At 64.1% G+C, this 22406-nt stretch carries 25 protein-coding genes and 1 tRNA gene; 10 read left to right on the top strand and 16 right to left on the bottom strand.

Annotated elements, in window-relative coordinates:
* Positions 1 to 2 precede the first annotated feature (2 nt).
* From hutU to MA07_RS30755, 6 genes are all read left to right on the top strand, one after another.
* Entirely contained in the window at positions 3 to 1667 is a 1665-nt protein-coding gene (gene hutU, locus MA07_RS06850; RefSeq protein ID WP_036348423.1) for a urocanate hydratase, read from the top strand.
* On the top strand, positions 1667 to 2248 hold the full coding sequence (locus tag MA07_RS06845; protein ID WP_036348420.1) for a HutD family protein: 582 nt from the start codon (positions 1667 to 1669) through the stop codon (positions 2246 to 2248). The genes hutU and MA07_RS06845 overlap by 1 nt, the downstream gene beginning before the upstream one ends.
* 187 nt (positions 2249 to 2435) lie before the next feature.
* The gene (locus MA07_RS06840) at positions 2436 to 3377 is read left to right on the top strand and encodes an ABC transporter substrate-binding protein (RefSeq protein WP_052002902.1); all 942 of its coding nucleotides are present in this window, start codon (positions 2436 to 2438) and stop codon (positions 3375 to 3377) included.
* Positions 3378 to 3478: 101 nt separating this feature from the next.
* A complete protein-coding gene (locus MA07_RS06835) occupies positions 3479 to 4255 on the top strand; it encodes an ABC transporter permease (protein WP_036348417.1) in 777 nt (258 codons plus the stop codon).
* Positions 4252 to 5043 (top strand): ABC transporter ATP-binding protein, encoded by a 792-nt coding sequence (locus MA07_RS06830; RefSeq protein ID WP_036348415.1) that lies wholly within the window; start codon positions 4252 to 4254, stop codon positions 5041 to 5043. Before MA07_RS06835 ends, MA07_RS06830 begins: the two co-directional genes overlap by 4 nt.
* Before the next feature lie 477 nt (positions 5044 to 5520).
* Positions 5521 to 5892: a hypothetical protein gene (locus MA07_RS30755; RefSeq protein ID WP_244445173.1), complete on the top strand. Its 372-nt coding sequence runs from the start codon at positions 5521 to 5523 to the stop codon at positions 5890 to 5892.
* A gap of 432 nt (positions 5893 to 6324) precedes the next feature.
* On the opposite strand, the gene MA07_RS06815 is transcribed toward MA07_RS30755, so the two are convergent.
* Complete coding sequence (locus MA07_RS06815; protein WP_036348412.1) at positions 6325 to 6744, bottom strand: hypothetical protein; 420 nt, start codon at positions 6742 to 6744, stop codon at positions 6325 to 6327.
* A gap of 285 nt (positions 6745 to 7029) precedes the next feature.
* On the opposite strand from MA07_RS06815, the gene MA07_RS30025 reads away from it, so the two are divergent.
* A complete protein-coding gene (locus MA07_RS30025) occupies positions 7030 to 7185 on the top strand; it encodes a hypothetical protein (RefSeq protein WP_160195398.1) in 156 nt (51 codons plus the stop codon).
* A gap of 86 nt (positions 7186 to 7271) precedes the next feature.
* Here MA07_RS30025 and MA07_RS06810 read toward each other — a convergent pair.
* From MA07_RS06810 to MA07_RS06780, 7 genes are all read right to left on the bottom strand, one after another.
* Positions 7272 to 7347 (bottom strand) — tRNA-Phe (locus tag MA07_RS06810).
* Positions 7348 to 7449: 102 nt separating this feature from the next.
* Positions 7450 to 7653 (bottom strand): DNA gyrase inhibitor YacG, encoded by a 204-nt coding sequence (yacG, locus tag MA07_RS06805; protein ID WP_036348409.1) that lies wholly within the window; start codon positions 7651 to 7653, stop codon positions 7450 to 7452.
* An 84-nt stretch (positions 7654 to 7737) separates the two neighbouring features.
* The gene (locus MA07_RS06800; RefSeq protein ID WP_052002899.1) at positions 7738 to 8388 is read right to left on the bottom strand and encodes a Maf-like protein; all 651 of its coding nucleotides are present in this window, start codon (positions 8386 to 8388) and stop codon (positions 7738 to 7740) included.
* A gap of 77 nt (positions 8389 to 8465) precedes the next feature.
* A complete protein-coding gene (gene pssA / locus MA07_RS06795) occupies positions 8466 to 9314 on the bottom strand; it encodes a CDP-diacylglycerol--serine O-phosphatidyltransferase (protein ID WP_036348404.1) in 849 nt (282 codons plus the stop codon).
* 112 nt (positions 9315 to 9426) lie between these two features.
* Positions 9427 to 10128, bottom strand: a complete 702-nt coding sequence (locus MA07_RS06790; RefSeq protein WP_036348401.1) for a phosphatidylserine decarboxylase — start codon at positions 10126 to 10128, stop codon at positions 9427 to 9429.
* A gap of 55 nt (positions 10129 to 10183) precedes the next feature.
* Positions 10184 to 12097 carry an ABC transporter ATP-binding protein/permease gene (locus MA07_RS06785; protein ID WP_036348398.1) on the bottom strand — a complete coding sequence of 638 codons (1914 nt, stop codon included), beginning with the start codon at positions 12095 to 12097 and terminating at the stop codon, positions 10184 to 10186.
* Positions 12098 to 12206: 109 nt separating this feature from the next.
* Entirely contained in the window at positions 12207 to 13550 is a 1344-nt protein-coding gene (locus MA07_RS06780) for a LysM peptidoglycan-binding domain-containing protein (protein ID WP_036348395.1), read from the bottom strand.
* 129 nt (positions 13551 to 13679) lie between these two features.
* Here MA07_RS06780 and MA07_RS06775 point away from each other — a divergent pair, with 129 nt between their 5' ends.
* Entirely contained in the window at positions 13680 to 14288 is a 609-nt protein-coding gene (locus MA07_RS06775) for a TIGR00730 family Rossman fold protein (RefSeq protein WP_036348602.1), read from the top strand.
* On the opposite strand, the gene MA07_RS06770 is transcribed toward MA07_RS06775, so the two are convergent.
* The 5 genes from MA07_RS06770 to cysS all read right to left on the bottom strand — a co-directional run bounded on the left by MA07_RS06770 (position 14285) and on the right by cysS (position 19208).
* Positions 14285 to 15052, bottom strand: a complete 768-nt coding sequence (locus MA07_RS06770) for a hypothetical protein (protein ID WP_036348392.1) — start codon at positions 15050 to 15052, stop codon at positions 14285 to 14287. The genes MA07_RS06775 and MA07_RS06770 overlap by 4 nt on opposite strands.
* Before the next feature lie 98 nt (positions 15053 to 15150).
* Complete coding sequence (locus MA07_RS06765; RefSeq protein ID WP_036348390.1) at positions 15151 to 15600, bottom strand: DMT family transporter; 450 nt, start codon at positions 15598 to 15600, stop codon at positions 15151 to 15153.
* 37 nt (positions 15601 to 15637) lie between these two features.
* Positions 15638 to 17233 (bottom strand): citramalate synthase, encoded by a 1596-nt coding sequence (cimA, locus tag MA07_RS06760; protein WP_036348387.1) that lies wholly within the window; start codon positions 17231 to 17233, stop codon positions 15638 to 15640.
* Positions 17230 to 17739 carry a GNAT family N-acetyltransferase gene (locus MA07_RS06755; RefSeq protein WP_036348384.1) on the bottom strand — a complete coding sequence of 170 codons (510 nt, stop codon included), beginning with the start codon at positions 17737 to 17739 and terminating at the stop codon, positions 17230 to 17232. The genes cimA and MA07_RS06755 overlap by 4 nt, the downstream gene beginning before the upstream one ends.
* The gene (gene cysS / locus MA07_RS06750) at positions 17739 to 19208 is read right to left on the bottom strand and encodes a cysteine--tRNA ligase (protein WP_036348381.1); all 1470 of its coding nucleotides are present in this window, start codon (positions 19206 to 19208) and stop codon (positions 17739 to 17741) included. The genes MA07_RS06755 and cysS overlap by 1 nt, the downstream gene beginning before the upstream one ends.
* Before the next feature lie 293 nt (positions 19209 to 19501).
* Here cysS and MA07_RS06745 point away from each other — a divergent pair, with 293 nt between their 5' ends.
* The gene (locus MA07_RS06745; RefSeq protein ID WP_036348599.1) at positions 19502 to 19825 is read left to right on the top strand and encodes a hypothetical protein; all 324 of its coding nucleotides are present in this window, start codon (positions 19502 to 19504) and stop codon (positions 19823 to 19825) included.
* Between the two features lie 7 nt (positions 19826 to 19832).
* Here MA07_RS06745 and MA07_RS06740 read toward each other — a convergent pair whose 3' ends face one another.
* On the bottom strand, positions 19833 to 20729 hold the full coding sequence (locus MA07_RS06740) for a LysR family transcriptional regulator ArgP (protein WP_036348379.1): 897 nt from the start codon (positions 20727 to 20729) through the stop codon (positions 19833 to 19835).
* Between the two features lie 93 nt (positions 20730 to 20822).
* Here MA07_RS06740 and MA07_RS06735 point away from each other — a divergent pair, with 93 nt between their 5' ends.
* Entirely contained in the window at positions 20823 to 21434 is a 612-nt protein-coding gene (locus MA07_RS06735; RefSeq protein ID WP_036348377.1) for a LysE/ArgO family amino acid transporter, read from the top strand.
* A gap of 5 nt (positions 21435 to 21439) precedes the next feature.
* On the opposite strand, the gene MA07_RS06730 is transcribed toward MA07_RS06735, so the two are convergent.
* Positions 21440 to 21946 carry a CreA family protein gene (locus MA07_RS06730; RefSeq protein WP_036348374.1) on the bottom strand — a complete coding sequence of 169 codons (507 nt, stop codon included), beginning with the start codon at positions 21944 to 21946 and terminating at the stop codon, positions 21440 to 21442.
* Between the two features lie 62 nt (positions 21947 to 22008).
* On the bottom strand, positions 22009 to 22392 hold the full coding sequence (locus MA07_RS06725; protein WP_036348371.1) for a VOC family protein: 384 nt from the start codon (positions 22390 to 22392) through the stop codon (positions 22009 to 22011).
* Positions 22393 to 22406 lie beyond the last annotated feature (14 nt).

Below are 22406 nucleotides of genomic sequence, written 5' to 3'. Positions count from 1 at the left end.
ACATGACCCGCATCGACAACGCCCGCGTGATCCGCGCTCCCCACGGCACCGACCTGTCCGCCAAGAGCTGGCTGACGGAGGCGCCCCTGCGCATGCTGATGAACAATCTTGATCCAATGGTCGCCGAAAAGCCCGGCGAGCTTGTGGTCTATGGCGGCATCGGCCGCGCCGCGCGCGACTGGGACAGCTTCGACCGCATCGTCGCCGCGCTGAGAAATCTGGAGGCGGACGAGACGCTGCTCGTGCAGTCGGGTAAGCCCGTGGGCGTGTTCCGGACGCACGCGGATGCGCCGCGGGTGCTGATCGCCAATTCCAACCTCGTGCCGCACTGGGCCACCTGGGACAAGTTCCACGAACTCGACCGCAAGGGACTCATGATGTACGGCCAGATGACGGCCGGCTCCTGGATCTATATCGGCACGCAGGGCATCGTGCAGGGCACCTACGAGACCTTCGTGGAGGTGGGCCGCCAGCACTATAACGGCGACCTCTCCGGCCGCTGGATCCTCACCGGTGGCCTCGGGGGCATGGGCGGCGCGCAGCCGCTCGCAGCCACCATGGCTGGCGCCTCCTGCTTGGCGGTCGAGTGTCAGCCGAGCCGTATCGAGATGCGTCTGCGCACCGGCTATGTCGATCAGCGCGCCGATACGCTCGACGAGGCATTGGCCATCATCGAGCAATCCTGCCGCGACAGGAAGCCGGTCTCCGTCGGCCTTCTCGGCAACGCCGCCGAGATTTTCCCTGAGATCTACCGGCGCGGCATCCGTCCCGATGCGGTGACGGACCAGACCTCGGCGCACGATCCGATCAACGGCTACCTGCCGAAGGGCTGGACACTCGCCGAGTGGGAAGCCAAGCGCGAGACAGATCCGAAGGCCGTGGAGCATGCCGCCAAGCAGTCCATGGCCGAGCACGTGCGCGCGATGCTCGACTTCCACAAGGCCGGCGTGCCGACCCTCGACTACGGCAACAACATCCGCCAGATGGCGAAAGAAGAAGGCGTCGACAACGCCTTCGATTTCCCCGGCTTCGTGCCGGCCTATATCCGCCCGCTCTTCTGCCGCGGCATCGGTCCGTTCCGCTGGTGCGCGCTCTCCGGCGATCCGGAGGACATCTACAAGACCGACGCCAAGGTGAAGGAACTGCTGCCGGACAACAAGCACCTGCACAACTGGCTCGACATGGCGAAGGAACGCATCAAGTTCCAGGGCCTGCCCGCGCGCATCTGCTGGGTCGGCCTCGGCGACCGCCACCGCTTGGGACTTGCCTTCAACGAGATGGTCGCCAAGGGCGAGCTGAAGGCCCCTATCGTGATCGGCCGCGATCATCTCGATTCCGGCTCTGTCGCGAGCCCGAACCGCGAGACGGAGGCCATGAAGGACGGCTCGGATGCCGTCTCCGACTGGCCGCTCTTGAACGCGCTTCTCAACTGCGCCTCTGGGGCCACATGGGTGTCGCTGCACCATGGCGGCGGCGTCGGCATGGGCTTCTCGCAGCATTCGGGCATGGTGATCGTCTGCGACGGCACGCCGGAAGCGGCCAAGCGCGTCGAGCGCGTGCTCTGGAACGATCCGGCGACCGGCGTGATGCGCCATGCGGATGCGGGCTACGATATCGCGGTCGACTGTGCCCGCGAGTTTAATCTCAACCTGCCGAGCCTGCGCTGATGCAAGCGCGGATCATCCGCAGCGAGGATCTCGTTCGCGTTCCCTGGAAGAACGGCGGCGACACGACAGCGGAGGTCGCGGCCTTTCCGGAAGGCTCCGGCTTCGGCACCTTCGGATGGCGCATCAGCATGGCCGATGTCCGGTCCGATGGACCGTTCTCGGTCTTTCCAGGCATCGACCGCACGCTGATCGTGGTTGAGGGTGGCGGTATCGAGCTTGATGTGGAGGGCGTCGCCTTTCAACTCGACAGGACCTCTCCCAAGCTCTCCTTCTCCGGCGACGACATCACGAGCGGTCGGCTTCTTGCAGGGCCGATCCGCGACCTCAACGTCATGACCCGGCGCGGGCAGTTCCGGCACCGGACGCGGTTCGTGGAATCCGGCGTGGCGCTGCTGGCCGAGGAGACCGGCGTCGCCTTCCTCGTCGCCCTCGACGGCCCGTTCGACGTGACGCTCGATTCGACGATCCATTCGCTCCAGGCGCTCGACACGCTGATGCTGGAGGCGACGCAGGACCTCATCCTGCTCTCCGGAACCGGCCGAGCGATCCTCGTGGAGGTCGCGCCCGAGGTCTCGGCATAGAAGAGCATTTTCGGCTGATGGTGCCTAAAACAATGGCAGGAGGAAATGTCTATACATTTGACATTGCCGCTTCGTCATGGTGCCATTCGGCCGCTCGAACAAGAATGCACGATGCGAGAGGCACAAACCCTCCAGAGGGTGCGGTCGGCAGAACGAGCCAGGGAATTTGGATAAAACGGAGGCTGCAATGAAGGCGGTATTGGGTGGTTTGGCCGTGTTGGCGCTGGCGGCAGGATCCGTCTCGGCGCAGGAGACGAAGGTGGCCGTCGGCATCTCGGGCTGGACGGGCTTCGCGCCCCTGACGCTCGCGAAGGAGGCCGGCATCTTCAAGAAGAACGGCCTCGACGTCACGATCAAGAAGGTCCCGCAGGCCAGCCGCCACCTCGCCATTCAGTCCGGCGATATCCAATGCGCCGCCACAACGGTGGAGACCTGGATCGTGTGGAACGCCAACGGCGTGCCGACCAAGCAGATCTTCCAGCTCGACAAGAGCTTCGGTGCGGACGGCATGGCCGTGAGGAACGACGTTGCTTCCATCAAGGACATCAAGGGCAAGCAGGTGGCGGCCTCTGCGCCCGGCACGTCGCCCTACTTCGTCCTCGCGTGGATGCTGAAGAAGAACGGCCTCTCCGTGAAGGACGTGACCGTCGTGAACATGGAGCCGGGCCCCGCCGCCCAGGCCTTCATTGCAGGCCAGAACGACGTGGCCATGACCTACGAGCCCTATCTCTCGTCCGTGCGCGCCGCGCCTCAGTCCGGCAAGATCATCGCCACGACCCTCGACTACCCGGCCGTGATGGACACCTTCGGCTGCACGTCGAAATTCCTCGCCGACAATCCGAAGGCCGCGAAGGCCCTGGCCGACAGCTATTTCGAGGCGCTCGACATGATCGCCAAGGACCAGGCCAAGGCCTACGAGATCATGGGCGCGGACGTGAAGCAGACCGGCGAGGCCTTCGGCAAGTCGGCCCAGTACCTGCGCTGGCAGGATCGCGAGGCCAACAAGAAGTTCTTCGCGGATGAGTTCAAGACCTTCTCGGCCGAGGCCGCCGACCTGCTGCTCGAGATCGGCGTCATCAAGCAGAAGCCGGACATGGAAGCCCTGGCGGATACGAGCTTCATCCAGTAGCGCAATCTCCCGACGGCGGCCCGTTACCCTACGGGCCGCCAGATCGTTTCATCACCCCGGCGGCCCGGCACAACAGGTCCGGACCGCAGAGCGGATCCCTCATGCCTCGTCCACTCGAACCCGTCAGCCAGGGCACGCGCGTCACGCTCGGCATTTCCTTCTTCGTCCTCTTCGTGGCGGCCTGGGCCTTCGCAACCCTGGGCGGCTTCGTCTCGCGCACCTTCCTGGCCGACCCTATCACCATGCTGCAGGACGGCTGGCTGCTGCTCACGCGCTTCGGTTTCCTGAGCGACATCGGCATCACCGTCTGGCGCGTGGTCGGCGGCTTCATTCTTGCCGCTGCCATCGCCGTGCCGCTCGGCATCATGATGGGAGCGTACAAGTCCTTCGAGGCATTTCTCGAACCCTTCGTGTCCTTTGCGCGCTACCTGCCCGCCTCCGCCTTCGTGCCGCTGCTCATTCTGTGGGCCGGCATCGGCGAGATGCAGAAGCTCTTGGTCATCTTCATCGGCTCGGTGTTCCAGATTATCCTCATGGTAGCGGTGGCCGTCGGCAACACGCGCCGCGATCTCGTCGAGGCCGCCTATACCCTGGGCTCCAGCGATCAGGGCGTAGTGAAGCGCGTGCTCATCCCGGCCAATGCGCCGGAGATCGCCGAGATCCTGCGTCTCGTGCTCGGCTGGGCCTGGACCTATGTGATCGTCGCCGAACTCATCGGCTCCTCGTCGGGCATCGGTCACATGATCATCGACAGCCAGGCGCTGCTCGCCACTGGCCAGATGATCTTCGGCATCATCATCATCGGCGTCATCGGCCTCATCTCCGACTTCCTGTTCAAGGCCGTCAACCGCAAGCTCTTCCCGTGGAGGCTCGCATGAGCAACACGATCCTCCAGATCGACAACGTCTCGCGCATCTTCCCCGGCGTGCGCGGCGGCGCGCCGGTGCAGGCGCTCGAGCCCACGAACCTGCAGGTGGAGCAGAACGACTTCATCACGATCCTCGGCCCGTCCGGCTGCGGAAAGTCCACGCTCCTGCGCATCGTGGCGGGTCTCGACCGCCCGACCGACGGGCGCGTGCTGCTCAACGGCCGTGAGATCAAGGGTCCCGGCGCGGACCGGGGCATGGTGTTCCAGTCCTACACCCTATTCCCGTGGCTCACGATTGCCGAGAACATCGCCTATGGCCTGCGCGAGAAGGGCATTGCGACAGCGCAGCGCCAGGAGATCGTGGCCTCCTACACGGAGAAAGTGGGCCTGCGCGGCTTCGAGAACCATTACCCCAAGCAGCTCTCCGGCGGCATGCAGCAGCGCACCGCCATTGCCCGCGCGCTCGCCAACGATCCGGAGATCCTGCTCCTCGACGAGCCCTTCGGCGCCCTCGACAACCAGACCCGCGGGTTGATGCAGGAACTGCTGCTCGGCATCTGGGAGCGCGAACGCAAGACCGTGCTCTTCGTCACCCACGACATCGAGGAGGCCATCTTCCTCGCCTCCCGCGTCATCGTCATGTCGGCACGCCCCGGCCGCATCAAGGCCGACATCCCGGTGGAGCTGCCGCATCCGCGGCACTACAGGATGAAGACGACGCCGGAGTTCTCCAGCCTGAAAGCGCAGCTGACGGAAGAGATCCGCGTCGAGGCCATGCAGGCGGAAGGCGTGCATTGACATCGGTGCCGGGATACGACGCGCATCGGAGATATCCCTTCAGGATGAATTGACCCGATGCCCCCGCTCAGAGACGCTTCTTGTCTCTGAGCGGGGAAGGCACGATGCTCAAGCGCCTGTTGGCCGGATCCATCTTTATCGCGAGTATGTCGCCCGCCATGGCCGACATCCTGATCGATCAGGCGATGATCACGGGTGGGGAGTTGCGTGTCGTTGGCCGATTGAGCAAGCCGCGCCAGGCACCGATCACGCTCGACGAGCAGCATCAGACGAAAACGGATGCCAACGGACGCTTCACCTTCCGACTGGCCTATCATCCGGCCACCTGCATCGTGAACATCCAGGCTGAGGACGAGCAGCGTCAGGTGGTGATCGGCTTCTGTGGACAGAGAGGCCCTGCCGCCCCGACCGATACGGCCAACGCCGCAGCTGTTGTCCCTGCCCAGCCTGGACCGGCTGGGCCGACGGGCCCCCAGGGTGAGCCCGGACGCGACGGAGCTCCAGGTCCGCAAGGCCCTGCCGGACCTGAGGGGCCACAGGGACCTCAGGGTGTCGCCGGCCCGCAGGGAGAACCCGGACGCGACGGTTCTCCGGGGCCAGCCGGCCCCGTCGGTCCGCAGGGCCCTGCCGGACCGCCCGGTCCTCCTGGCAGTCTGGAAACACGTACGACAGCGGAGGGACAACCCGGCCCTGCCGGCCCGGTTGGGCCTGATGGACCGGCAGGCCCTCCGGGTCCTCAAGGCCCGCAAGGTTTGGCAGGGCATCAGGGCCCCCAGGGGCCTCAGGGCACCCCAGGGCCGCGAGGAGAACAAGGTCCTGTCGGCCCAGCCGGTCCTGCAGGCGCTCTAGGATCTCCGGGACCCGTTGGAGCCGTCGGCCCGCCAGGTCCTGCCGGGCCTGCCGGACCGCAGGGTGTCGCCGGGGAGATTGGCCCCATCGGGCCACCCGGTCCTATGGGCCCGATCGGCCCTGCCGGTCTGACAGGGCCTGTCGGCCCGGCTGGTCCTGATGGAAAGACGGGTCCGGAGGGCAAGCCTGGTTTGGCCGGAACGGTTCTGCGGGTTCTCGTGCAGGAATGCGCCTCTCAGGCGCGTTGCACGGCCCGCTGTGGCGAGGATGAATATCCGGTCAACGGGACCTGCAACCGGGGCGATCGCTTCGATATGGACGAATCGGGCGTGTATTGCTTCTCCACGGCAGAAAGTCCCAAAGGCATGCTCGCCCGGGCAATCTGCGCGAAGAAGTAGGCAGGACCGAAATTCGGGCCGGTCGGATGAAGCGTCAGCGCAAGGCGCGTTGAGCGTTACGGACCCGTAGGGCTGGCTCTTCGTATGGAGCCGGAGCAAAGGAGCTGTTCTGCGGGTGCGGGTTCCAAGCCTCGCCCGACGAGGGCGCCGCCTTCAGCACACCGGACCAGCGCAGCTTGAAATGGCTGGCGGCTTTTGGGCTCTTGAAGCCCACTAGGCCCCAGGCATCGAGCAGGTGGTAGAAGTCGCACGCGCCCCCGTGCTGTTCCAGCCAGGCCACAACCTCGGGCCGCGGGCTTTTCTGCCGCTCGTCCCACACGTCCCAGTCATTGACCATGTAAACGAAGGGCCAGCGCTTCGCATAAGCGTCGATGCCGTAGCAGGCTGCCGAGGCCATCTCCTCGTCCCGCCAAGTCTGACGGATGACTTCCTTCAATGATTTCAGATCCGTCATCGGGTGCATCCACTTTGCCATCGCCCATTAGGACTAGAAATGTGCCCACCTTTGGGCATGGCGCAGGATTTGTGTACCTCCTTCGGGGTAAAGGAAAAACCAATCTTTTGTCTTCAGCCGTGTGGTAGCTTGGCGCAGGAGCAGGAGAGCAGCCTTCTGCAAAGCACGGGATGATGGCTCCCGAGCATCGGCGCAGCTGCAGGTGTGAAGATGTCTGACATCGACGCCGTACAGATATGCGGTCTGTGTGGCTGTCGCTCGGCTGGGTGCAAGGAGGCTTGAACGGTGAGTAGGCTTCTACCAGGGCCCAAGATCGAGTGGCGGCAATTGCCGCTGATCGTCATCAGCGGACTTCTGATCGGCGCCATCTTCGGCGGGGCCATCAAAGCTTTCGCGCCGGAGCAGGCAACCGTGGTGGCTCGCGTGAAGCCTCGGCCCTGATCCTCTGATATTACAAGTCTGGCAAAGCACGCAGCTGAACCATCAGCGCGGAGCTTCAAAGCCATGACATGTCAGAGGGAAAGAAGTGGTGCCCAGGGACGGAGTCGAACCGCCGACACTGCGATTTTCAGTCGCATGCTCTACCAACTGAGCTACCTGGGCATTCGATGCGCGGCGAGGCCGTGCGCGTCGTGGAGGGGTGTATAGTCAGACAAAGACCCGCTGTCCAGCGGGTCGAGGGAGAAAAATGCGAACGCGATCGGATCAGGTCTCCCGGCGGTCTTCGTCCGGGTCGTCGGGCTCACTTTCGACGACCGGAATGGCATAGCTGCCGGTCAGCCAGCGGTTCAGGTCCACGTCGGCGCAGCGGCGGGAGCAGAACGGCCTGTATTGCGGCTCTGTTGGCTTACCGCAGATCGGGCACTTGCCGGTTGAGGCCATGGGCTTGTTCTCGTTGGCGGCGTTCATCCCTCGCCTCCTTTTCTTCGCAACCTGCAACGTGGTTGCTATTTCCGCCCGATGCAAGATCGGGGCGTGCTCTGGGGAACAGCGTCAGGCTGCGTCGAGCCAGGAGAAGCGGACGGGATAGCCCTCCCCGTCCAGCAGGGCGACGGATTCGTAAAGCGGCAGCCCGACCACGTTCGTATAGGAACCGACGAGCTTGACCACGAAGGTGCCGGCGAACCCCTGGATGGCATAACCGCCAGCCTTGCCGCGCCACTCGCCCGAGGCGAGATAGCGCTCGAACTCGTCCCGCGACAGGCGCTTGAAACGTACCCGTGTCTCAACAAAGCGTTCGCGGATCGTGTCCTTGGGGGTGATCAGGCAGACGGACGTGTAGACCCGGTGCTGGCGGCCCGAGAGCAGGCGCAGGCAGCCCGCGGCCTCGTCGGCCACTTCCGCCTTCGGCAGAACCCGCTTGCCGACCACCACGACTGTATCGGCCGAGAGGATATAAGAGTTCTTCAGATCCTCCCGGGTACGGGCCACCCTCCGGGCCACCTCGGCCTTCGACCGGGCCAGGCGCTTGGCCAGTTCCTTGGCGCTCTCGTTCTTCAGGGGCGTCTCGTCCACGTCGGCTGGCAGAAGCGCATCGGGCTCGATACCGGCCTGCTGCAGAAGAGCGAGCCTGCGGGGCGAGGCGGACGCGAGAACGAGCTTCGAGCGCGCTGCGGGATTCGACACCTCTGAAGACGACGCCACTTTTCTCTCCACGCTCCGGGATTTCCACTAAGGCTTAGGCTAGATCCGGTGACAACATGGCACCGGCAGCAACTGAATCAAGCAGCCGGCGGCTCCGGCTCCGAGCTTGCCGGCTGAGGTTGCGCTGGTTGCAGAGCATGAGCGCGGTCGAGCTGGCGGTAGCGCATGACGCTCAACGGGATCGAAGCCAGGAACAGCACCGTGATAGCGGTGAGCATCTCCCAGGGGAAGTTCGCCAGGAGCCCGAAAACAGCTGCCGACAGGACGAAGATCGGCAAAACCCAATGGCGCGGAACCTTCAGGCCGATGGTCTTGCCTGAATAGACCGGAATCGTCGACACCATCAGGAAGGCCAAACCCAGCAGGTAGACCAAGGCAATCGGAGCGGCCGCGGGTCCCATGGGGACGCCGAGGAACGAGAGATAGAGCGGCAGCATCGAGGTCAGGGCCCCTGCGGGCGCCGGCATGCCGGTGAAGAAGTTCTTCTTCCACTCGGGCCGGTGGGGATCGTCCAGCATCACGTTGAAGCGGGCGAGACGCAGGACCATCGCGATGGCGAAGACCAGCACGGCAATCCAGCCGACCGCCTTCAGCTCGTTCAAAAGGAAGCTGTAGAGGATAAGAGCCGGCGTCACGCCGAAATTCACGAAATCCGCCAGCGAGTCGAGTTCCGCGCCGAAGCGGGACGTGCCCTTGAGCATGCGCGCCACCCGGCCGTCGATACCGTCCAGCAATGCTGCCACCACGATGGCGACGACGGCGGGCTCGTAGCGCCCCTCGAAGGCCAGCCTGATCGCGGTGAGCCCCAGGCACAGGGCGATCAGGGTGATGATGTTCGGAATGATGACCCGAACCGGAACCGGCTTGAAAAGCCGCTTGCGCGGCTCGTTGGGATCGGGGGCGAAGGGAGGAAAAAGATCGCTCATGCCATGACATCTAGGGGTTGCCAGCTTAACCGGCAACCGAGATCGGAGCTGTTTCCCCTGTCATGGGAACGGCTCCGACCCTTCCTGAAGTCTCAATCTTGCGGAAAACGGCCTAGCCTACCCGGTACTCCCGCGCGGGCTCGTTGGCCGTCAGGTCAGCCAGCACCGTCTCGCCTGCGACCGCCGTCTGCCCCAGGCCGACGAGGACCTGGGCGTTGAGCGGCACGAAGATGTCGAGGCGGGAGCCGAACCGGATGAGGCCGAAGCGCTCGCCGGTGCTCAGGTGATTGCCCACCTTGACGAAGGACACGATGCGGCGCGCCACGAGGCCGGCGATCTGGACCACGCCGATCTTGGTGTTCGCCGTCTCGATGACGAGGGCGTTGCGCTCGTTGTCCTCGCTCGCCTTGTCGAGTTCGGCGTTGAGGAAGAGACCCGGCGTGTAGAGGATCTGGGTGATCCGGCCCGTCACCGGCGCGCGGTTCACGTGGCAGTCGAACACGTTCATAAACACCGAGATGCGGGTCATGGGCTCGGGCGGCAGGTCGAGTTCCGCCGGGGGCATGGCGGTGGTGATGAGGTTCACCCGCCCGTCGGCCGGAGAGACCACGAGGCCCTCGCGGACAGGCGTCACCCGCGGCGGGTCGCGGAAGAAGTAGCAGACCCATACGGTCAGGATGGTGCCGATCCAGCCGAGCGGCGACCAGAGCCAGGCCAGCACGATCGTCGCGAACAGCGCGATCAGGATGAAGGGATAGCCCTCCTTGTGGATCGGCACGAAGATGCGGCGCATCGATTCCAGGACGTCGGTCATTTTTTCATAGCCTTAAGAAGGTTTGCGTCGGGATGGCAGGCGGGAGCGCTTCTTGTCAACCTGCCACGCTCTCGCGGCTGCGTTCCTCTTCCTCGGCCCGCTTGAGGGCTTCGCGGGCCTGATCGGCTTCGCGCTGGCGGTTCCACATGGCGGCATAGACCCCGCCGTGGGCCAGAAGGGTCGCATGGTTGCCGCGCTCGACCACCCTGCCCTGGTCGAGGACGATGATCTCGTCCGCCCCGATGACTGTGGACAACCGATGGGCGATCACCAGGGTGGTGCGGCCGCGGCTGACCCGGTCGAGGGCGTCCTGGATCTCCTTCTCGGTGAAGGTGTCCAGCGCCGACGTGGCCTCGTCGAGCACCAGGATCGGCGGCGCCTTGAGGATGGTGCGGGCAATGGCCACGCGCTGCTTTTCGCCGCCCGAAAGCTTAAGGCCGCGCTCGCCCACGGGCGTGTCATAGCCTTCCGGCAGAAGGCCGATGAAGCGGTCGATCCGGGCCAGGTTTGCGGCCTCCCTCACCTCCTCCGGGCTCGCGTCCCAGCGGCCATACTGGATGTTATAGCCGATGGTGTCGTTGAACAGCACCGTGTCCTGCGGCACCATGCCGATCACCTTGCGCAAGGAGGCCTGCTGCACGTCGGCGATGTTCTGCCCGTCGATGAGGATGCGGCCGCTGGCGGGCTCGTAGAAGCGGAACAACAGGCGCGAGATCGTCGATTTGCCAGCACCCGAGGGGCCTACGATAGCCACCGTATGCCCTGCCGGCACCTCGAAGCTCACGCCCTTGAGGATCGGCCGCTCGGGATTATAGGCGAAATGCACGTCCTCGAAGCGCACAACCGCCTGGTTGACCTGGAGCGGCTTGGCGCCGGGCTTGTCCTGGATCTCGGGGTTGCGGTCGATGATCTGGAACATGTCGTCAATGTCGATCAGCGCCTGCTTGATCTCGCGATACAGCATGCCCATGAAGTTGAGCGGGATATAAAGCTGCACCAGCATGGCGTTGACGAGCACGAAGCTGCCGATGGACGCGTTGCCGTTGATGATATCCTGCGCGGCCAGCACCATCACGACGGCCATGCCGATGGAGAAGATCACCGCCTGGCCGGCATTGAGCACGGCGAGCGACGTATAAGTCTGGGTCGAGGCCTTCTCGTAGCCCGCCATGGAGCGGTCGTAGCGGGCGGTCTCCCGCTGCTCGGCGCCGAAATACTTGACCGTCTCGTAGTTCAGGAGCGAGTCCACCGCCTTGGTGTTGGCGTCCGTATCCGAGTCGTTCATCTGCTTGCGAATTCCGATCCGCCACTGGGTCGCCTTGTAGGTATAGGCGAGATAGACGACCACCATGACGAAGACGACGGCCGAATAGACCCAGTTGAACTCCCAGGCGAGCAGGCCCAGCACGAGAACGAACTCGAGGATCGTGGGCAGAAGCGTCAGCACAACGAGGCGCGACAACTCCTCGATGCCTTCGCGGCCGCGCTCGAGCACGCGGGTCAGGCCGCCCGTCTTGCGCTCCAGGTGGAAGCGCAGGGACAGGCGGTGCATGTGCTCGAAGGTCTGCAGGGCGAGCTGGCGCACCGCATGCATGGCGACCTTGGCGAAGATGCCGTCGCGAACCTGCGTCAGCACCGCCATGAGGATACGGGTGAGACCGTAGATCGCCGTCAGCAGGATCGGCGCCTTCCAAATCCAGGACCCGGCCGTGGCGGCCGCCTCCGTCGCCTGGTTGCCGCTGCTCGTGACGGCCACGAGCGCGTCCGTCGCCCATTTGAAGGCAAAGGGCGTGACCATCGTGACGCCTTTGGCGACGAGAAGCAGGCCGAAGGCCAGGAAGACCCGTCGCTGGAGATCCGGACGGCCATGGGGCCAGATATAGGGCCAGAGCTTTTTCCAGGTGGCGGCTAAGCCGCTCGACTGAGGTCGGGCTGCGCCTGTCGTCGGGACGGCGGTGGAGGGAGGCATAGGTTGAGGATCCAATCGAAGTCGTGGACCCCGATATAGGCGATCCACAGGGCGAATTCACCCTGCTGGGGCAAATGTCCTGTGCAGCCGAGTCAAGCTGCTGCCTGAGCTAGTTGCTCTTGGGCTCCTGCTCACCCGGCAGCACGAAGACCTGACCGGGATAGATCAGGTTCGGATTGCGGATCTGCTCCTGGTTCGCGCCGTAGATCACCGTGTAGCGCAGGCCCTTGCCATAGATCCGCTGGCTGATGCGCCAGAGATTGTCGCCGCGGGATACGATGGCTGTGTTGATGTTGGGAATCACGACTGTGCCGGCATCGGCCATCTGCCCCTGCGGCAAGGCTGAGGCCACCTCAAGCGAGGTCTGGGGCTGGGAGGGCGCCGGAGAGCTGGACGCGCGTAGCTGGGCCGCCGCAGGAGCCTGAGGCTGAGCCGTGGCGACTTGGGCCGGCACGTTGAACCCGACCTCGGCCCGGGACCTGACTTGGCCGGAGACCGGGTCCACGTCGTCCAGACGGATCCGATAGTCGCCAGGCTTCACGCCGCTGGCGATGGAGAAGGAGACCTTGCCGTCGCCGCCGGCTCCACCGGGAGCAATGAAGCTCTCGTTAAGGTAGAGCCGAACGGTGGCGCCTGGCGAGGATTGCCCGGACACATAGAGCTTCCCCTCCTCCGCCTCGACCGTCACGATCTTGATCTCGGGCCGGGCCGCGGGAGCAGGCTGAGCCGCCGGCGCGGCGGGCGCCGGTGCGCCCGGTGCCGGTGGAGAGACCGTGGGGGCGATACCCGCCTGCTGCTGGGGCGCAGGGGCAGCGCCGGGCTCGGTGGCCCCGGCATCAGGCTTCGGCGCCTCGGCCACCTTGGGCGCAGGCGGCTCGGGGTTCGACAGGACCACCGTGGGCGCGTCCGGAGAGGTCAGGGTCACGAGCGGTCGGGTCTTACCGTCCGTGATGACGACCGTCACGGCCTGGGCGGAGCGCTGGCGCGTTCCATCGGGCGCGATGGATTGCAGCACCACTTGATGAGACCCGGGCGGCAGAGGCGGCGGCACGATGGCGAAAAGGCCGGATGCGTCGGCGGCGGCGCGGGCATGGACCTGATCGCCCCTGAGGAGCTCGATGGTGGCCCCGGGGGCGGCACGGCCGGCAATCACGCTCTCCCCGTCCGGTTCGACGCGCACGACGTCGAAGGATGGAACGACAGGAGCTTCCTTTGCTTGTGCCGGGGGTGCCTCGCCGGAGGTTGGCGGCTTGATGGCAGCCTGCTGCTGGCCGGGCGCGGGCTGAGCCGGTGGAGCCGACGGCTGGGCGGTCTGGGCAGGCGCTGCGTTCTGTGAGGTTTCAGGCTTTCCTGACCAGGACCAGTAAAGCACGCCGAGGAGCACCGCGACGACGGCCGCGGCGGCCGCGCCCAGAAGCGCGATCGTGCCCTTCAACTCTTTCGGATGCGCCATGATGCTTTTTCTCAAACGCGGCACTTTCCGCCATTTAATCCGTTTATCTTTCAAAAGGCTACGGCCATAAAGGACAAATTAATGCTCTACGACTCAGCCAGGGAGGCTCCCCGCCTCCCCGAAATGCCCATGTCATCCGTCAAACCGATCAAATCCATCTGCGTCTATTGCGGCTCCGGCTTCGGAGACGATCCCGTTTTCGCTGAAAATGCAGCGGCTTTGGGGCGTTCCATGGCCGAACAGGGGATCAATCTGGTCTATGGCGGCGGCAATGTGGGCCTGATGGGCACCGTGGCCCAGTCCGTCCTCGACCATGGCGGTTATGTCACAGGGATCATTCCGGAATTCCTGAAGTCCCGCGAGAAGCTCCTCGACGATGTGCAGGAAACCCTCGTGGTGCCGGACATGCACACCCGCAAGCGGCTGATGTTCGAGAAGGCTGACGCCTTCGTGGCTCTGCCAGGGGGCATCGGAACCCTGGAGGAACTCGTCGAGCAGATGACCTGGTCGCAGCTCGGTCGCCACACCAAGCCCATCCTGATGCTGAGCACCAAGGGCTTCTGGAAGCCCCTTCTCACCCTCATCGCCCACATGCGCGAGCAGGGCTTCATCCGCCCAGGACTCGAGCTCAACTACCTCGTGGCCGAGCGCATCGAGGAGGTGATCCCGATGCTGGAGGCCGCCGCCCGACGGGTCGGGATCGTGAGCAACGAGGAGGCCATCGAGAGCCGCTTTTAGGGGCGGTTTTCCTGCATCTCGGCGGCCAGTATGGCTCCAGAGAGCAGAATGAGGGCATCTCCCTTGAATCTGTAAACTACGGTTCCGCTGATCCTGGTGCGATCTTCGCGGACACCAGAGTAGCGGATCTTTAGGCGATCACCCTCGACTTGCCATTCACCGATGACATCCCGGCAGGGTCCCTCATCCATGATTGCGCCGCAGTTACTGTCGCCTGAAGAAATTCCATTCTTCGGGCCGATCTGCCTCAAACGCCGGTTCTTGATGGCATAGAAAACGAATACGGTCGTGGTGTAGCCCTGAAAGGTGCCGCCGCCTTCAATTACCATCCCTTGCCTGGATCCAAACTCAAACGACCCAAGGGATATGACATTTCCAAAGGTCCCGGTTTCAGCGAAGTTCTTGTGCCGGCCAACCGGCTTCAGGACACGCCCGTCTCTTTTCAGAAAGACCGCACTGAGTTGAGCCGGGCACCCGTGACAATCCTTGCCCGGCTCCCCGGCCAGCGTGATCAGAACCTCGACGTTATGATAGCGCAGCAGCTTATCGGGGAAGAGACATGACGTTCGGGAAGATTCGTCAACTTCGGCCGCCACCGTCACAGACGGATAGGCTGCCTCAAGGGCCTGCCAGAGGCCGATGTCGGTCTCGACATTCTGCGACCAGTCCGGACAGAGCGGCAGCTGCAAGGGTGGGTCGACCGCCCAACCGGCTTGGGTACAGCCAAAGATGAGAACTGCTGAGAAAACCAGTGCCTTGAACATCGAACATTCTTCCACACATGCACTCAGACGGCTTTTACACGAGCCGAAAAGCCGCCAGTCCAAGAGAAAACGTTCGATACATTATCGTATTCTTTGCATCAGCCCGTGCGCGACAGCACGAGCCCGCTCAGAATGAGGCCTGCTGCCAACAAGCGCTGCCAGGTGATCGCCTGCACGGGAAGCCCAAAGGCTCCCACCGCATCCAGGATCAGCGCCGCTGCGACCTGCCCGAAGACCAGGGCCGCCACGGTGCTGACCACGCCGAGCTGCGGCACGCCCCAGATCACAACAGCGACGTAGAACGCGCCCAGGAGCCCTCCGAGCCAAGACCACCAGGGTGCCGCGGCCATGGCGCTGCCCGACGGCCATGCGCCGCGAACGGCGCTCAGGATGGCCAGAACGACGAAGCCGATCCCGAACGAGATGCAGGCAGCCAGCACCGGATCGCCGAGCGACTTCGCCAGCGCGGCATTGATGGGGGCCTGTGAGGCCAGAAAGATGCCGCTTAGGAGAATGCCTGAGAGCGGCAGAAGGATTGCGATGTTCATGGGTCGACTGAGAAGAGGATGAAGGAACGGCGTTGATTTATAGCGCCGCCCCGCCCTTCAACAGCTTGTAGATCATCGAATCCGTTAGTGCCTGGAACGAGGCGTCAATGATGTTGGGGGAGACCCCGATGGTGGTCCAGCGCTCGCCCGTGCCGTCGGCGAACTCGATCAGCACGCGCGTCACCGCATCCGAGCCGCCCTGATAGATGCGCACCTTATAATCGACGAGCTCCAAGTCCTGGATCAGGTGCTGGTACTTGCCGAGATCCTTGCGGAGCGCAACGTCGAGCGCATTCACCGGGCCGTTGCCTTCGGCCGCCGAGATCAGCACCTCGTCGCCGACGCGCACCTTCACGATGGCCTCGGATGCGGTGACGAGTTCACCGACCGCGTTGAAGCGGCGCTCCACGTTGACCGAGAAACGCTCCACGTCGAAGAAGGCCGGCACCTCGCCGAGCATGCGCTTGACCAGCACGTAGAAGGACGCGTCCGCACCCTCGAACGCGAAGCCCTCCGCCTCCTTGCGCTTCACCTCGTCGAGCACGCGGGCGATGCGCGGATCGCCCTTCTCCAGTTCGAAGCCGCAGCGCTTCAGCTCGGCAAGAATGTTGGATTGTCCGCCTTGATCCGACACCAGAACCTTGCGTGCATTGCCGACGACTTCCGGCTCCACGTGCTCGTAGGTGCGCGGATCCTTCAGCACAGCGGAGGCATGGATGCCGGCCTTGGTGGCGAAGGCGCTGGAACCCACGAAAGGCGCGTGGCGGTTCGGCTGCCGGTTGAGGACCTCGTCCACCTGCCGCGACACATGAGTAAGCTGGGCCAACGTCTCGTCGGTGACGCCAAGATCGAAACGGGCGGCATAGCCGTCCTTCAGCTTCAGGGCGCCGATGAGCGTGATGAGATTGGCATTGCCGCAGCGCTCGCCGAGGCCGTTGAGCGTGCCCTGGATCTGGCGCGCGCCTGCCTCGACAGCCGCGAGCGAATTGGCAACCGCGCAGCCGCAATCGTCATGGGCATGGATGCCCAGATGCGCACCCGGCACTACCTTCGTCACGGCCGCGACGATCTCCGTCACCTCATGAGGCAGCGTGCCGCCATTGGTGTCGCAGAGCACGACCCAGCGTGCGCCCGCCTCATAGGCGGTCTTCACGCAGGCGAGCGCATAATCGGGATTGGCCTTGTAGCCGTCGAAGAAATGCTCGCAATCGACGAGCACCTCGCGGCCCTTGGCGCGGGCAGCCTCGACGCTCTCGTGAATGCCGGCGAGGTTCTCCTCAGGCGTCGTCTCCAGCGCTACGCGGACGTGATAATCCCAGGCCTTGGCGACGAAGCAGATCGCATCCGCCTCAGCCTCCAGCAAGGCCGCCACGCCGGGATCGTTCGACACGGAGCGCCCCGCCCGCTTCGTCATGCCGAAGGCCGTGAATTTGGCATTCTTCGTGCGCTTCTCAGCAAAAAAGGCGGTATCCAGCGGGTTTGCCCCCGGATAGCCGCCTTCCACGTAATCGATGCCGAGCCGGTCGAGGAGCGTGGCGATCGCCTTCTTGTCCTCGAGCGAGAAATCGACCCCCGTGGTCTGCGCTCCGTCGCGCAGAGTGGTGTCGAAGAGATGGACTCGTTCACGGCTCATGACGACAACTTCCTGTCTTCGGGCGGTGCCAGGCGCTTTTCCATGGTGGTGGTGCCGAGCCATTCGTCGCCGAGCGGGATCGTGTTGCGGCGCTGCGGCTGGAAGCCCTGCTTCTGGAAGAAGGGTTGCGCGTTGTCGCTCACCTCGGCGACCAGACGCGGGGCGCCCCGCGCGCCGGCAAGCTTCTCGATCGCCATGTAGAGCATCGTTCCGATCCCCTGTCCGGCCACTGCCGGATGCACATAGAACAGCTCGATCAGCTCGTTGTCTTTCAGCGCGATGAAGCCAACCGGTGAACCCTCGACGGTGGCCACCAGCGTGAGGCTTTTATTAAGCTTCTCAGCGAAGGCATCGTCCTCTGCGAGAGCCATCCAGGCCTCCTGCTGGCTCTCGCTGTAATCCTCGCCCGTCAGCTCCGCGATGCTCTCCTCATAGATGTCGACGAGCAGCGGCAGGTCGGCCGGCAGGAAGGGGCGAAGCCCCGGCTTCGGCAATGCCTGTCCCATCAGCGTGCAACCTCCCAGGTGGTGGTGCCGTCCTTGTTGTCCTTGACCACGACGTTCAAGGCCGCAAGCTCATCGCGGATGCGGTCGGACTCAGGCCAGTTCTTCGACGCGCGCGCCTCCTTGCGGGCGGCAATCAGCGCCTCGACCCGCGCAGAATCGACGCTCAATGCCGATTGCCTGCGCGCCTTCCAGGCCTCTGCTCCTTCGAGCAGGAAGCCGAGCGCACGAAGGTTCGCGCCGAGTTCGCCGTGATCTGCCTGCCTGTCGAGGGCATGAAGCTCCGCCAGCATCTTCGGCGTGTTGAGGTCGTCCGCCAGTGCATCGACGATCTGGTCCGAAAGGAGGGCGGCCTCTCCCCTGCCGGCCAGCTCGTACCAGCGGTCGAGGGTTTTCTCGCTTTCCTCAAGGCCCTTTGTCGTCCAGTCGACGGGCTGGCGGTAGTGCGTGCGCAGCATGTTGAAGCGCAGCACCTCGCCGGGCCAATCCTTCAGCAGGTCGTGGATCGTGAAGAAGTTGCCGAGCGACTTCGACATCTTCTCGCCTTCCACCTGCAGGAAGCCGTTGTGCATCCACACATTGGCCATGCGCGGCGTCTCGAAGGCGCAGCAGGACTGCGCGATCTCGTTCTCGTGGTGCGGGAAGACGAGATCGATGCCGCCGCCGTGGATGTCGAAGATCTCGCGCTCCGTCGGGTCGGCGCAGGTGAGCCTGGTCTCGAAGGCCTGAACCAGGTGCCGCCATGCCATGGCCGAGCACTCGATGTGCCAACCAGGACGGCCCGGCGTACGGATACCGGCAGGCGAGGCCCAAGCCGGATCCTGCGGGCCGGACGGTTTCCAGAGGACGAAGTCCATCGGGTCGCGCTTGTAGGGCGCCACGTCCACGCGGGCCCCGGAGAGCAGTTCGTCGAGGGAGCGCTTGGAGAAGGCGCCGTATTTCGGCACGCCGGACAGGTTCTGCATGGCCGAGACCGAGAACAGCACGTGCTCCTCGGCCACATACGCCGCCCCACGGGCGATCAGCCGCTCGATGATCATGCGCATCTCGTCGATGTGCTCGGTCGCCCGCGGCTCGACGAAGCGCGGGGGCTGGCCCGGCTCGTTCACGTCCTCCGACATGAGCACGCCGAGCGCGCGGATATCCGCGTGGAACTGCTCCTCGGTCTTGCCCGTCACGACCCGGATCGCCTCGTTATGGGGGATTTCCGGGTAATCCCGGGCTGCGCGGGCGTTAATCTTGTCGTCCACATCGGTGATATTGCGCACATACGTCACGGCTTCTCTGCCGTACACATGTCTCAACAGACGGAAGAGAAGGTCGAAGACGATGATCGGGCGGGCGTTGCCGATGTGGGCGTAGTCGTAAACGGTAGGTCCGCAGACGTAGAGGCGCACGTTTCCAGGGTCGATCGGGACGAAATCGTCCTTCGACCGGGTCAGTGTGTTGTAGAGGCGAAGCTTGGCCGCCATGAAACCATACCCCTGTCAGGCCGCTGGCCGGAGGGTGGTTTCGATCTTGGAATGAGAACGAGACGGCTCCAGCCAGCGAAGTGCGCTAGCCGCAAATAATCCCGGAAATGAGGATCGTTGCCGTGTTCATGAAGCCATCAATGCCTTTTCAGGCCGAAGCCGTCAAGATTTTCGATTTGGTAATCATGTTTAATTTGCACAGCCGCATGAAACGGGTTCTGCCTAAGCGCGTTAGAGCTTTGTTCACGCACGCTCGCGCCATAATGGCACGAGTTCAAACAAAGAGGTCTACGATGCGCCGCGCATTTGCCATGCTCGGAATGGGTACTGCCGTGTTTTTTGCAGCCGCGTCCCTGACGCTGCTTCCCAATGGTACCCAGGCCTCTTCGTCTGAAGCGACCTTCATGGTCCCTGCCGCTGACGGTTATGGCGTCGCGGAATGCCTCATAGGAAACCAGGCTTGTGGCCAAGTTGTGGCAAATGCCTGGTGCGAGGCTCACGGCTACACCAAGGCCGTTTCCTTCCGGCAGATGTCGCCCGACGAGATCACGGGAACCATCCAGAAGGCCTCCTTCGGCCCCAAGGAGCCGCCGGTCTCCGTGACCTGCTCGAACTGAGGTTCGGTCAGCCGCGGGGCGGCATCGGCGAAAGCATGGTCCGGGCAGTGGTCAGAACGGCCCGGGTCATCGTGGCCAGCAGAGTGCCGACGATCCGGCTCTGCTGCCAGAACAAGGGCACCTCCAGCGGCTCCGAGGGCTCCAGCGCCACAAGGCGGCCCTCGCGGATATGCTCCTGAACCGTCGTTTCCAGGTTCATCCCCCACCCTAATCCTGCAAGAGCTGCATCCACGAAAGCCTGCGATGACGGCAGCCAGTGGACAGGCGGCCTAACATCCGTGCCGAGCGCCCTTCGGAGCCACATGGCCTGGAGCTGATCCTTCCGGTTGAACACGAGGCACGGTGCCCGAGCGGCCGATTGCTCATCGAGCCCATCCGGCAGCCAACGTTTCACGAATACCGGGCTGGCGGTCGCCAGATAGCGCAGGGTGCCGAGGGGATGGCAGTTGCACCCCTGGATCGGCTTGCCGTGCGAGGTCACTGCAGCCACCACCTCGCCGCGCCGCAGCCATTCGGCGCTGTGATCCTGGTCATCCACCACGAGGTCGAACAGGAAGCCCTCGGTCTCGGCCATGGCCGGAATGAACCAGGTGGCGAGGCTGTCCGCGTTCACGGCAATGCGCAGGGTCACCGGGCGGGGCTCCGGCTGAAGCCCCGGCAGATTCCGGCGCAGTGAGCTTTCGAGCAGGGCGACCTGCTCCACATGCTGGCACAGGCGCTGGCCCGCTTCGGTCGCCAGACAGGGCTGGCCCCGCACCACGAGAACAGTGCCGATCCGCTCCTCCAGAAGCTTGATCCTCTGGGAAATCGCAGAAGGCGTGACGTTCAGCTGCTCCGCCGCCCGCTCGAAGCTTCCGGTACGCACAACGGCAGCGAGCGCCGACAGAAGAGCATAATCCAGCATCAGATTAGTTTTTCTAAACCCGGAGCAGAGACTTTAACTGCCCTAATCCTAAGACGCAGGCTAGGGAACGTCGACTCCTCCCGGGACATTCACATGACCGCTCCCCTGCTTGCGGGCTTTCTCCTCGGCCTCAGCCTTATCTTACCCATCGGGGCTCAGAACGCCTTCGTGCTGCGCATCGGCCTGCGTGGAGAGCATGTGCTTGCCGTGTGCCTCACCTGCGCGGTCTCAGATGCGGTGCTCATCCTGGCCGGCGTCTCGGGCTTCGCGCGGCTCAGCGCACAGGTGCCCTGGGCCGAGCCGGTTCTGCGCTATGGAGGGGCCGCGTTCCTCCTGGCCTATGGAACCCGCAGCTTCATGGCCGCATTCGGATCGGCGTCTTTGAGGCCGTCAGAGGCGGCACCGGAGTCCTTAAGCCGGGTGGTTCTCACGTGTCTCGCCTTCACTTGGCTCAACCCGCACGTCTATCTCGACACGGTGGTCCTGATCGGCTCGATCTCGACTCAGTTCGAGGAAGGCAAGGGATTGTTCGCCGCCGGCGCCATGCTGGCTTCTTTCGTCTTCTTCTTTTCACTCGGTTTCGGCGCCCGCCTGCTGAAGCTGCTCTTCGCCCAGCCGGCCACATGGCGGGTCCTCGACGTGGTGATCGGCATCATTATGTGGGCGACCGCCGCAAGACTGCTGCTAGGAGAAAGCGTCGGCTGAACCCTTTACGAGTTCATCCATTCTCCGCATTTAGGAGGCACCTCGGTGCCCCAGGGCATCAGCGGCACGGTGGAGGTGGAGTTCTTGGGCGAGCCCTCGATGGGCCGGTCCGAATAGACCATGTAGACCAGGGTGTTGCGCTTCACGTCGCAACCGCGAACGATCTGCATCTTCTTGAAGATGAGCGACCGGCGCTCGCTGAACACCACGTCGCCCTGGCCGAACTTCTGCTTGAACTTCACCGGCCCGACCTGCCGACACGCCAGCGAGATGTCGGAAACCTCCTCGGCCACGCCGAAGGTGCCGGCGATGCCGCCGCGTTCCGGGGTCGTGTAGTGGCAGGCCACGCCCTCGACCACCGGATCGTCGAGCCCATAGACGGCGAGCTTATCGTCCGGGGTGAGCGCCCGCCAGACCGTCGACTTCTTGAAGATCAGGTCGGGCTCCTGGGCCGCAGCACCGGTGGCGGCAGCCAGGGCGAGGGCTAAGCTCAAGGCGATTCGGGCAAGCATCGTCGGTTCATCTCCCACCGTTACGCTGTCATGTGGGGATGGTTAAGAGCTTTGACGAGAGGCTATTCGGCCTGATGGCAGACGACGCAGATCTTGTTGCCATCGAGGTCGCGAAAATAGGCGCCGTAATAGTTCGGATGATAGTGCGGGCGCAGGCCCGGCTTGCCCTCGTCCGTTCCACCCTGCGCCAGGGCGGCGGCATGACAGGCATCGACGGCACTACGCCTGGGAGCCGTCAGGGCGATCATGGCTCCATTGCCGACGCTCGGGGCCTCCCCATTGAAGGGCCGGGCAATCAGAAATTGCGGCGGCCCTCCAGGCGCTCCCCACCCCACCAGCATATCGTCCGCATACCGCACCTCGTGCCCGAGCGGCGCGAAGACGGCATCGTAGAAGGCTCGGGCTCGGGCGAGGTCATTTGCCCCGATGGTTGTATGGGAGTACATGCTGGGCCTCGTCT

Source organism: Microvirga sp. BSC39 (assembly GCF_000739015.1).
In the GTDB taxonomy this organism is placed as follows: domain Bacteria; phylum Pseudomonadota; class Alphaproteobacteria; order Rhizobiales; family Beijerinckiaceae; genus Microvirga.
Note: the sequence above shows the minus strand (reverse complement) of the source record. Positions and strands in the feature narration are given on the sequence as shown.

Excerpts from the sequence above, each read along its gene's own strand:
- MA07_RS06775 (WP_036348602.1), top strand. The coding sequence starts at position 13,680 with ATGTCATCCGTCAAACCGATCAAATCCATCTGCGTCTATTGCGGCTCC.
- yacG (WP_036348409.1), bottom strand. The coding sequence starts at position 7,653 with ATGAACGCCGCCAACGAGAACAAGCCCATGGCCTCAACCGGCAAGTGC.
- MA07_RS06730 (WP_036348374.1), bottom strand. The coding sequence starts at position 21,946 with ATGCTTGCCCGAATCGCCTTGAGCTTAGCCCTCGCCCTGGCTGCCGCC.
- MA07_RS06845 (WP_036348420.1), top strand. The coding sequence starts at position 1,667 with ATGCAAGCGCGGATCATCCGCAGCGAGGATCTCGTTCGCGTTCCCTGG.
- MA07_RS06740 (WP_036348379.1), bottom strand. The coding sequence starts at position 20,729 with ATGCTGGATTATGCTCTTCTGTCGGCGCTCGCTGCCGTTGTGCGTACC.
- MA07_RS06830 (WP_036348415.1), top strand. The coding sequence starts at position 4,252 with ATGAGCAACACGATCCTCCAGATCGACAACGTCTCGCGCATCTTCCCC.
- pssA (WP_036348404.1), bottom strand. The coding sequence starts at position 9,314 with ATGAGCGATCTTTTTCCTCCCTTCGCCCCCGATCCCAACGAGCCGCGC.
- MA07_RS06770 (WP_036348392.1), bottom strand. The coding sequence starts at position 15,052 with ATGTTCAAGGCACTGGTTTTCTCAGCAGTTCTCATCTTTGGCTGTACC.
- MA07_RS06780 (WP_036348395.1), bottom strand. The coding sequence starts at position 13,550 with ATGGCGCATCCGAAAGAGTTGAAGGGCACGATCGCGCTTCTGGGCGCG.
- MA07_RS06765 (WP_036348390.1), bottom strand. The coding sequence starts at position 15,600 with ATGAACATCGCAATCCTTCTGCCGCTCTCAGGCATTCTCCTAAGCGGC.
- cysS (WP_036348381.1), bottom strand. The coding sequence starts at position 19,208 with ATGGCGGCCAAGCTTCGCCTCTACAACACACTGACCCGGTCGAAGGAC.
- MA07_RS06725 (WP_036348371.1), bottom strand. The coding sequence starts at position 22,392 with ATGTACTCCCATACAACCATCGGGGCAAATGACCTCGCCCGAGCCCGA.
- MA07_RS06755 (WP_036348384.1), bottom strand. The coding sequence starts at position 17,739 with ATGGGACAGGCATTGCCGAAGCCGGGGCTTCGCCCCTTCCTGCCGGCC.
- MA07_RS06790 (WP_036348401.1), bottom strand. The coding sequence starts at position 10,128 with ATGACCGACGTCCTGGAATCGATGCGCCGCATCTTCGTGCCGATCCAC.
- MA07_RS06785 (WP_036348398.1), bottom strand. The coding sequence starts at position 12,097 with ATGCCTCCCTCCACCGCCGTCCCGACGACAGGCGCAGCCCGACCTCAG.
- MA07_RS06735 (WP_036348377.1), top strand. The coding sequence starts at position 20,823 with ATGACCGCTCCCCTGCTTGCGGGCTTTCTCCTCGGCCTCAGCCTTATC.
- MA07_RS06815 (WP_036348412.1), bottom strand. The coding sequence starts at position 6,744 with ATGACGGATCTGAAATCATTGAAGGAAGTCATCCGTCAGACTTGGCGG.
- cimA (WP_036348387.1), bottom strand. The coding sequence starts at position 17,233 with ATGAGCCGTGAACGAGTCCATCTCTTCGACACCACTCTGCGCGACGGA.
- MA07_RS06745 (WP_036348599.1), top strand. The coding sequence starts at position 19,502 with ATGCGCCGCGCATTTGCCATGCTCGGAATGGGTACTGCCGTGTTTTTT.
- MA07_RS06835 (WP_036348417.1), top strand. The coding sequence starts at position 3,479 with ATGCCTCGTCCACTCGAACCCGTCAGCCAGGGCACGCGCGTCACGCTC.
- MA07_RS06840 (WP_052002902.1), top strand. The coding sequence starts at position 2,436 with ATGAAGGCGGTATTGGGTGGTTTGGCCGTGTTGGCGCTGGCGGCAGGA.
- hutU (WP_036348423.1), top strand. The coding sequence starts at position 3 with ATGACCCGCATCGACAACGCCCGCGTGATCCGCGCTCCCCACGGCACC.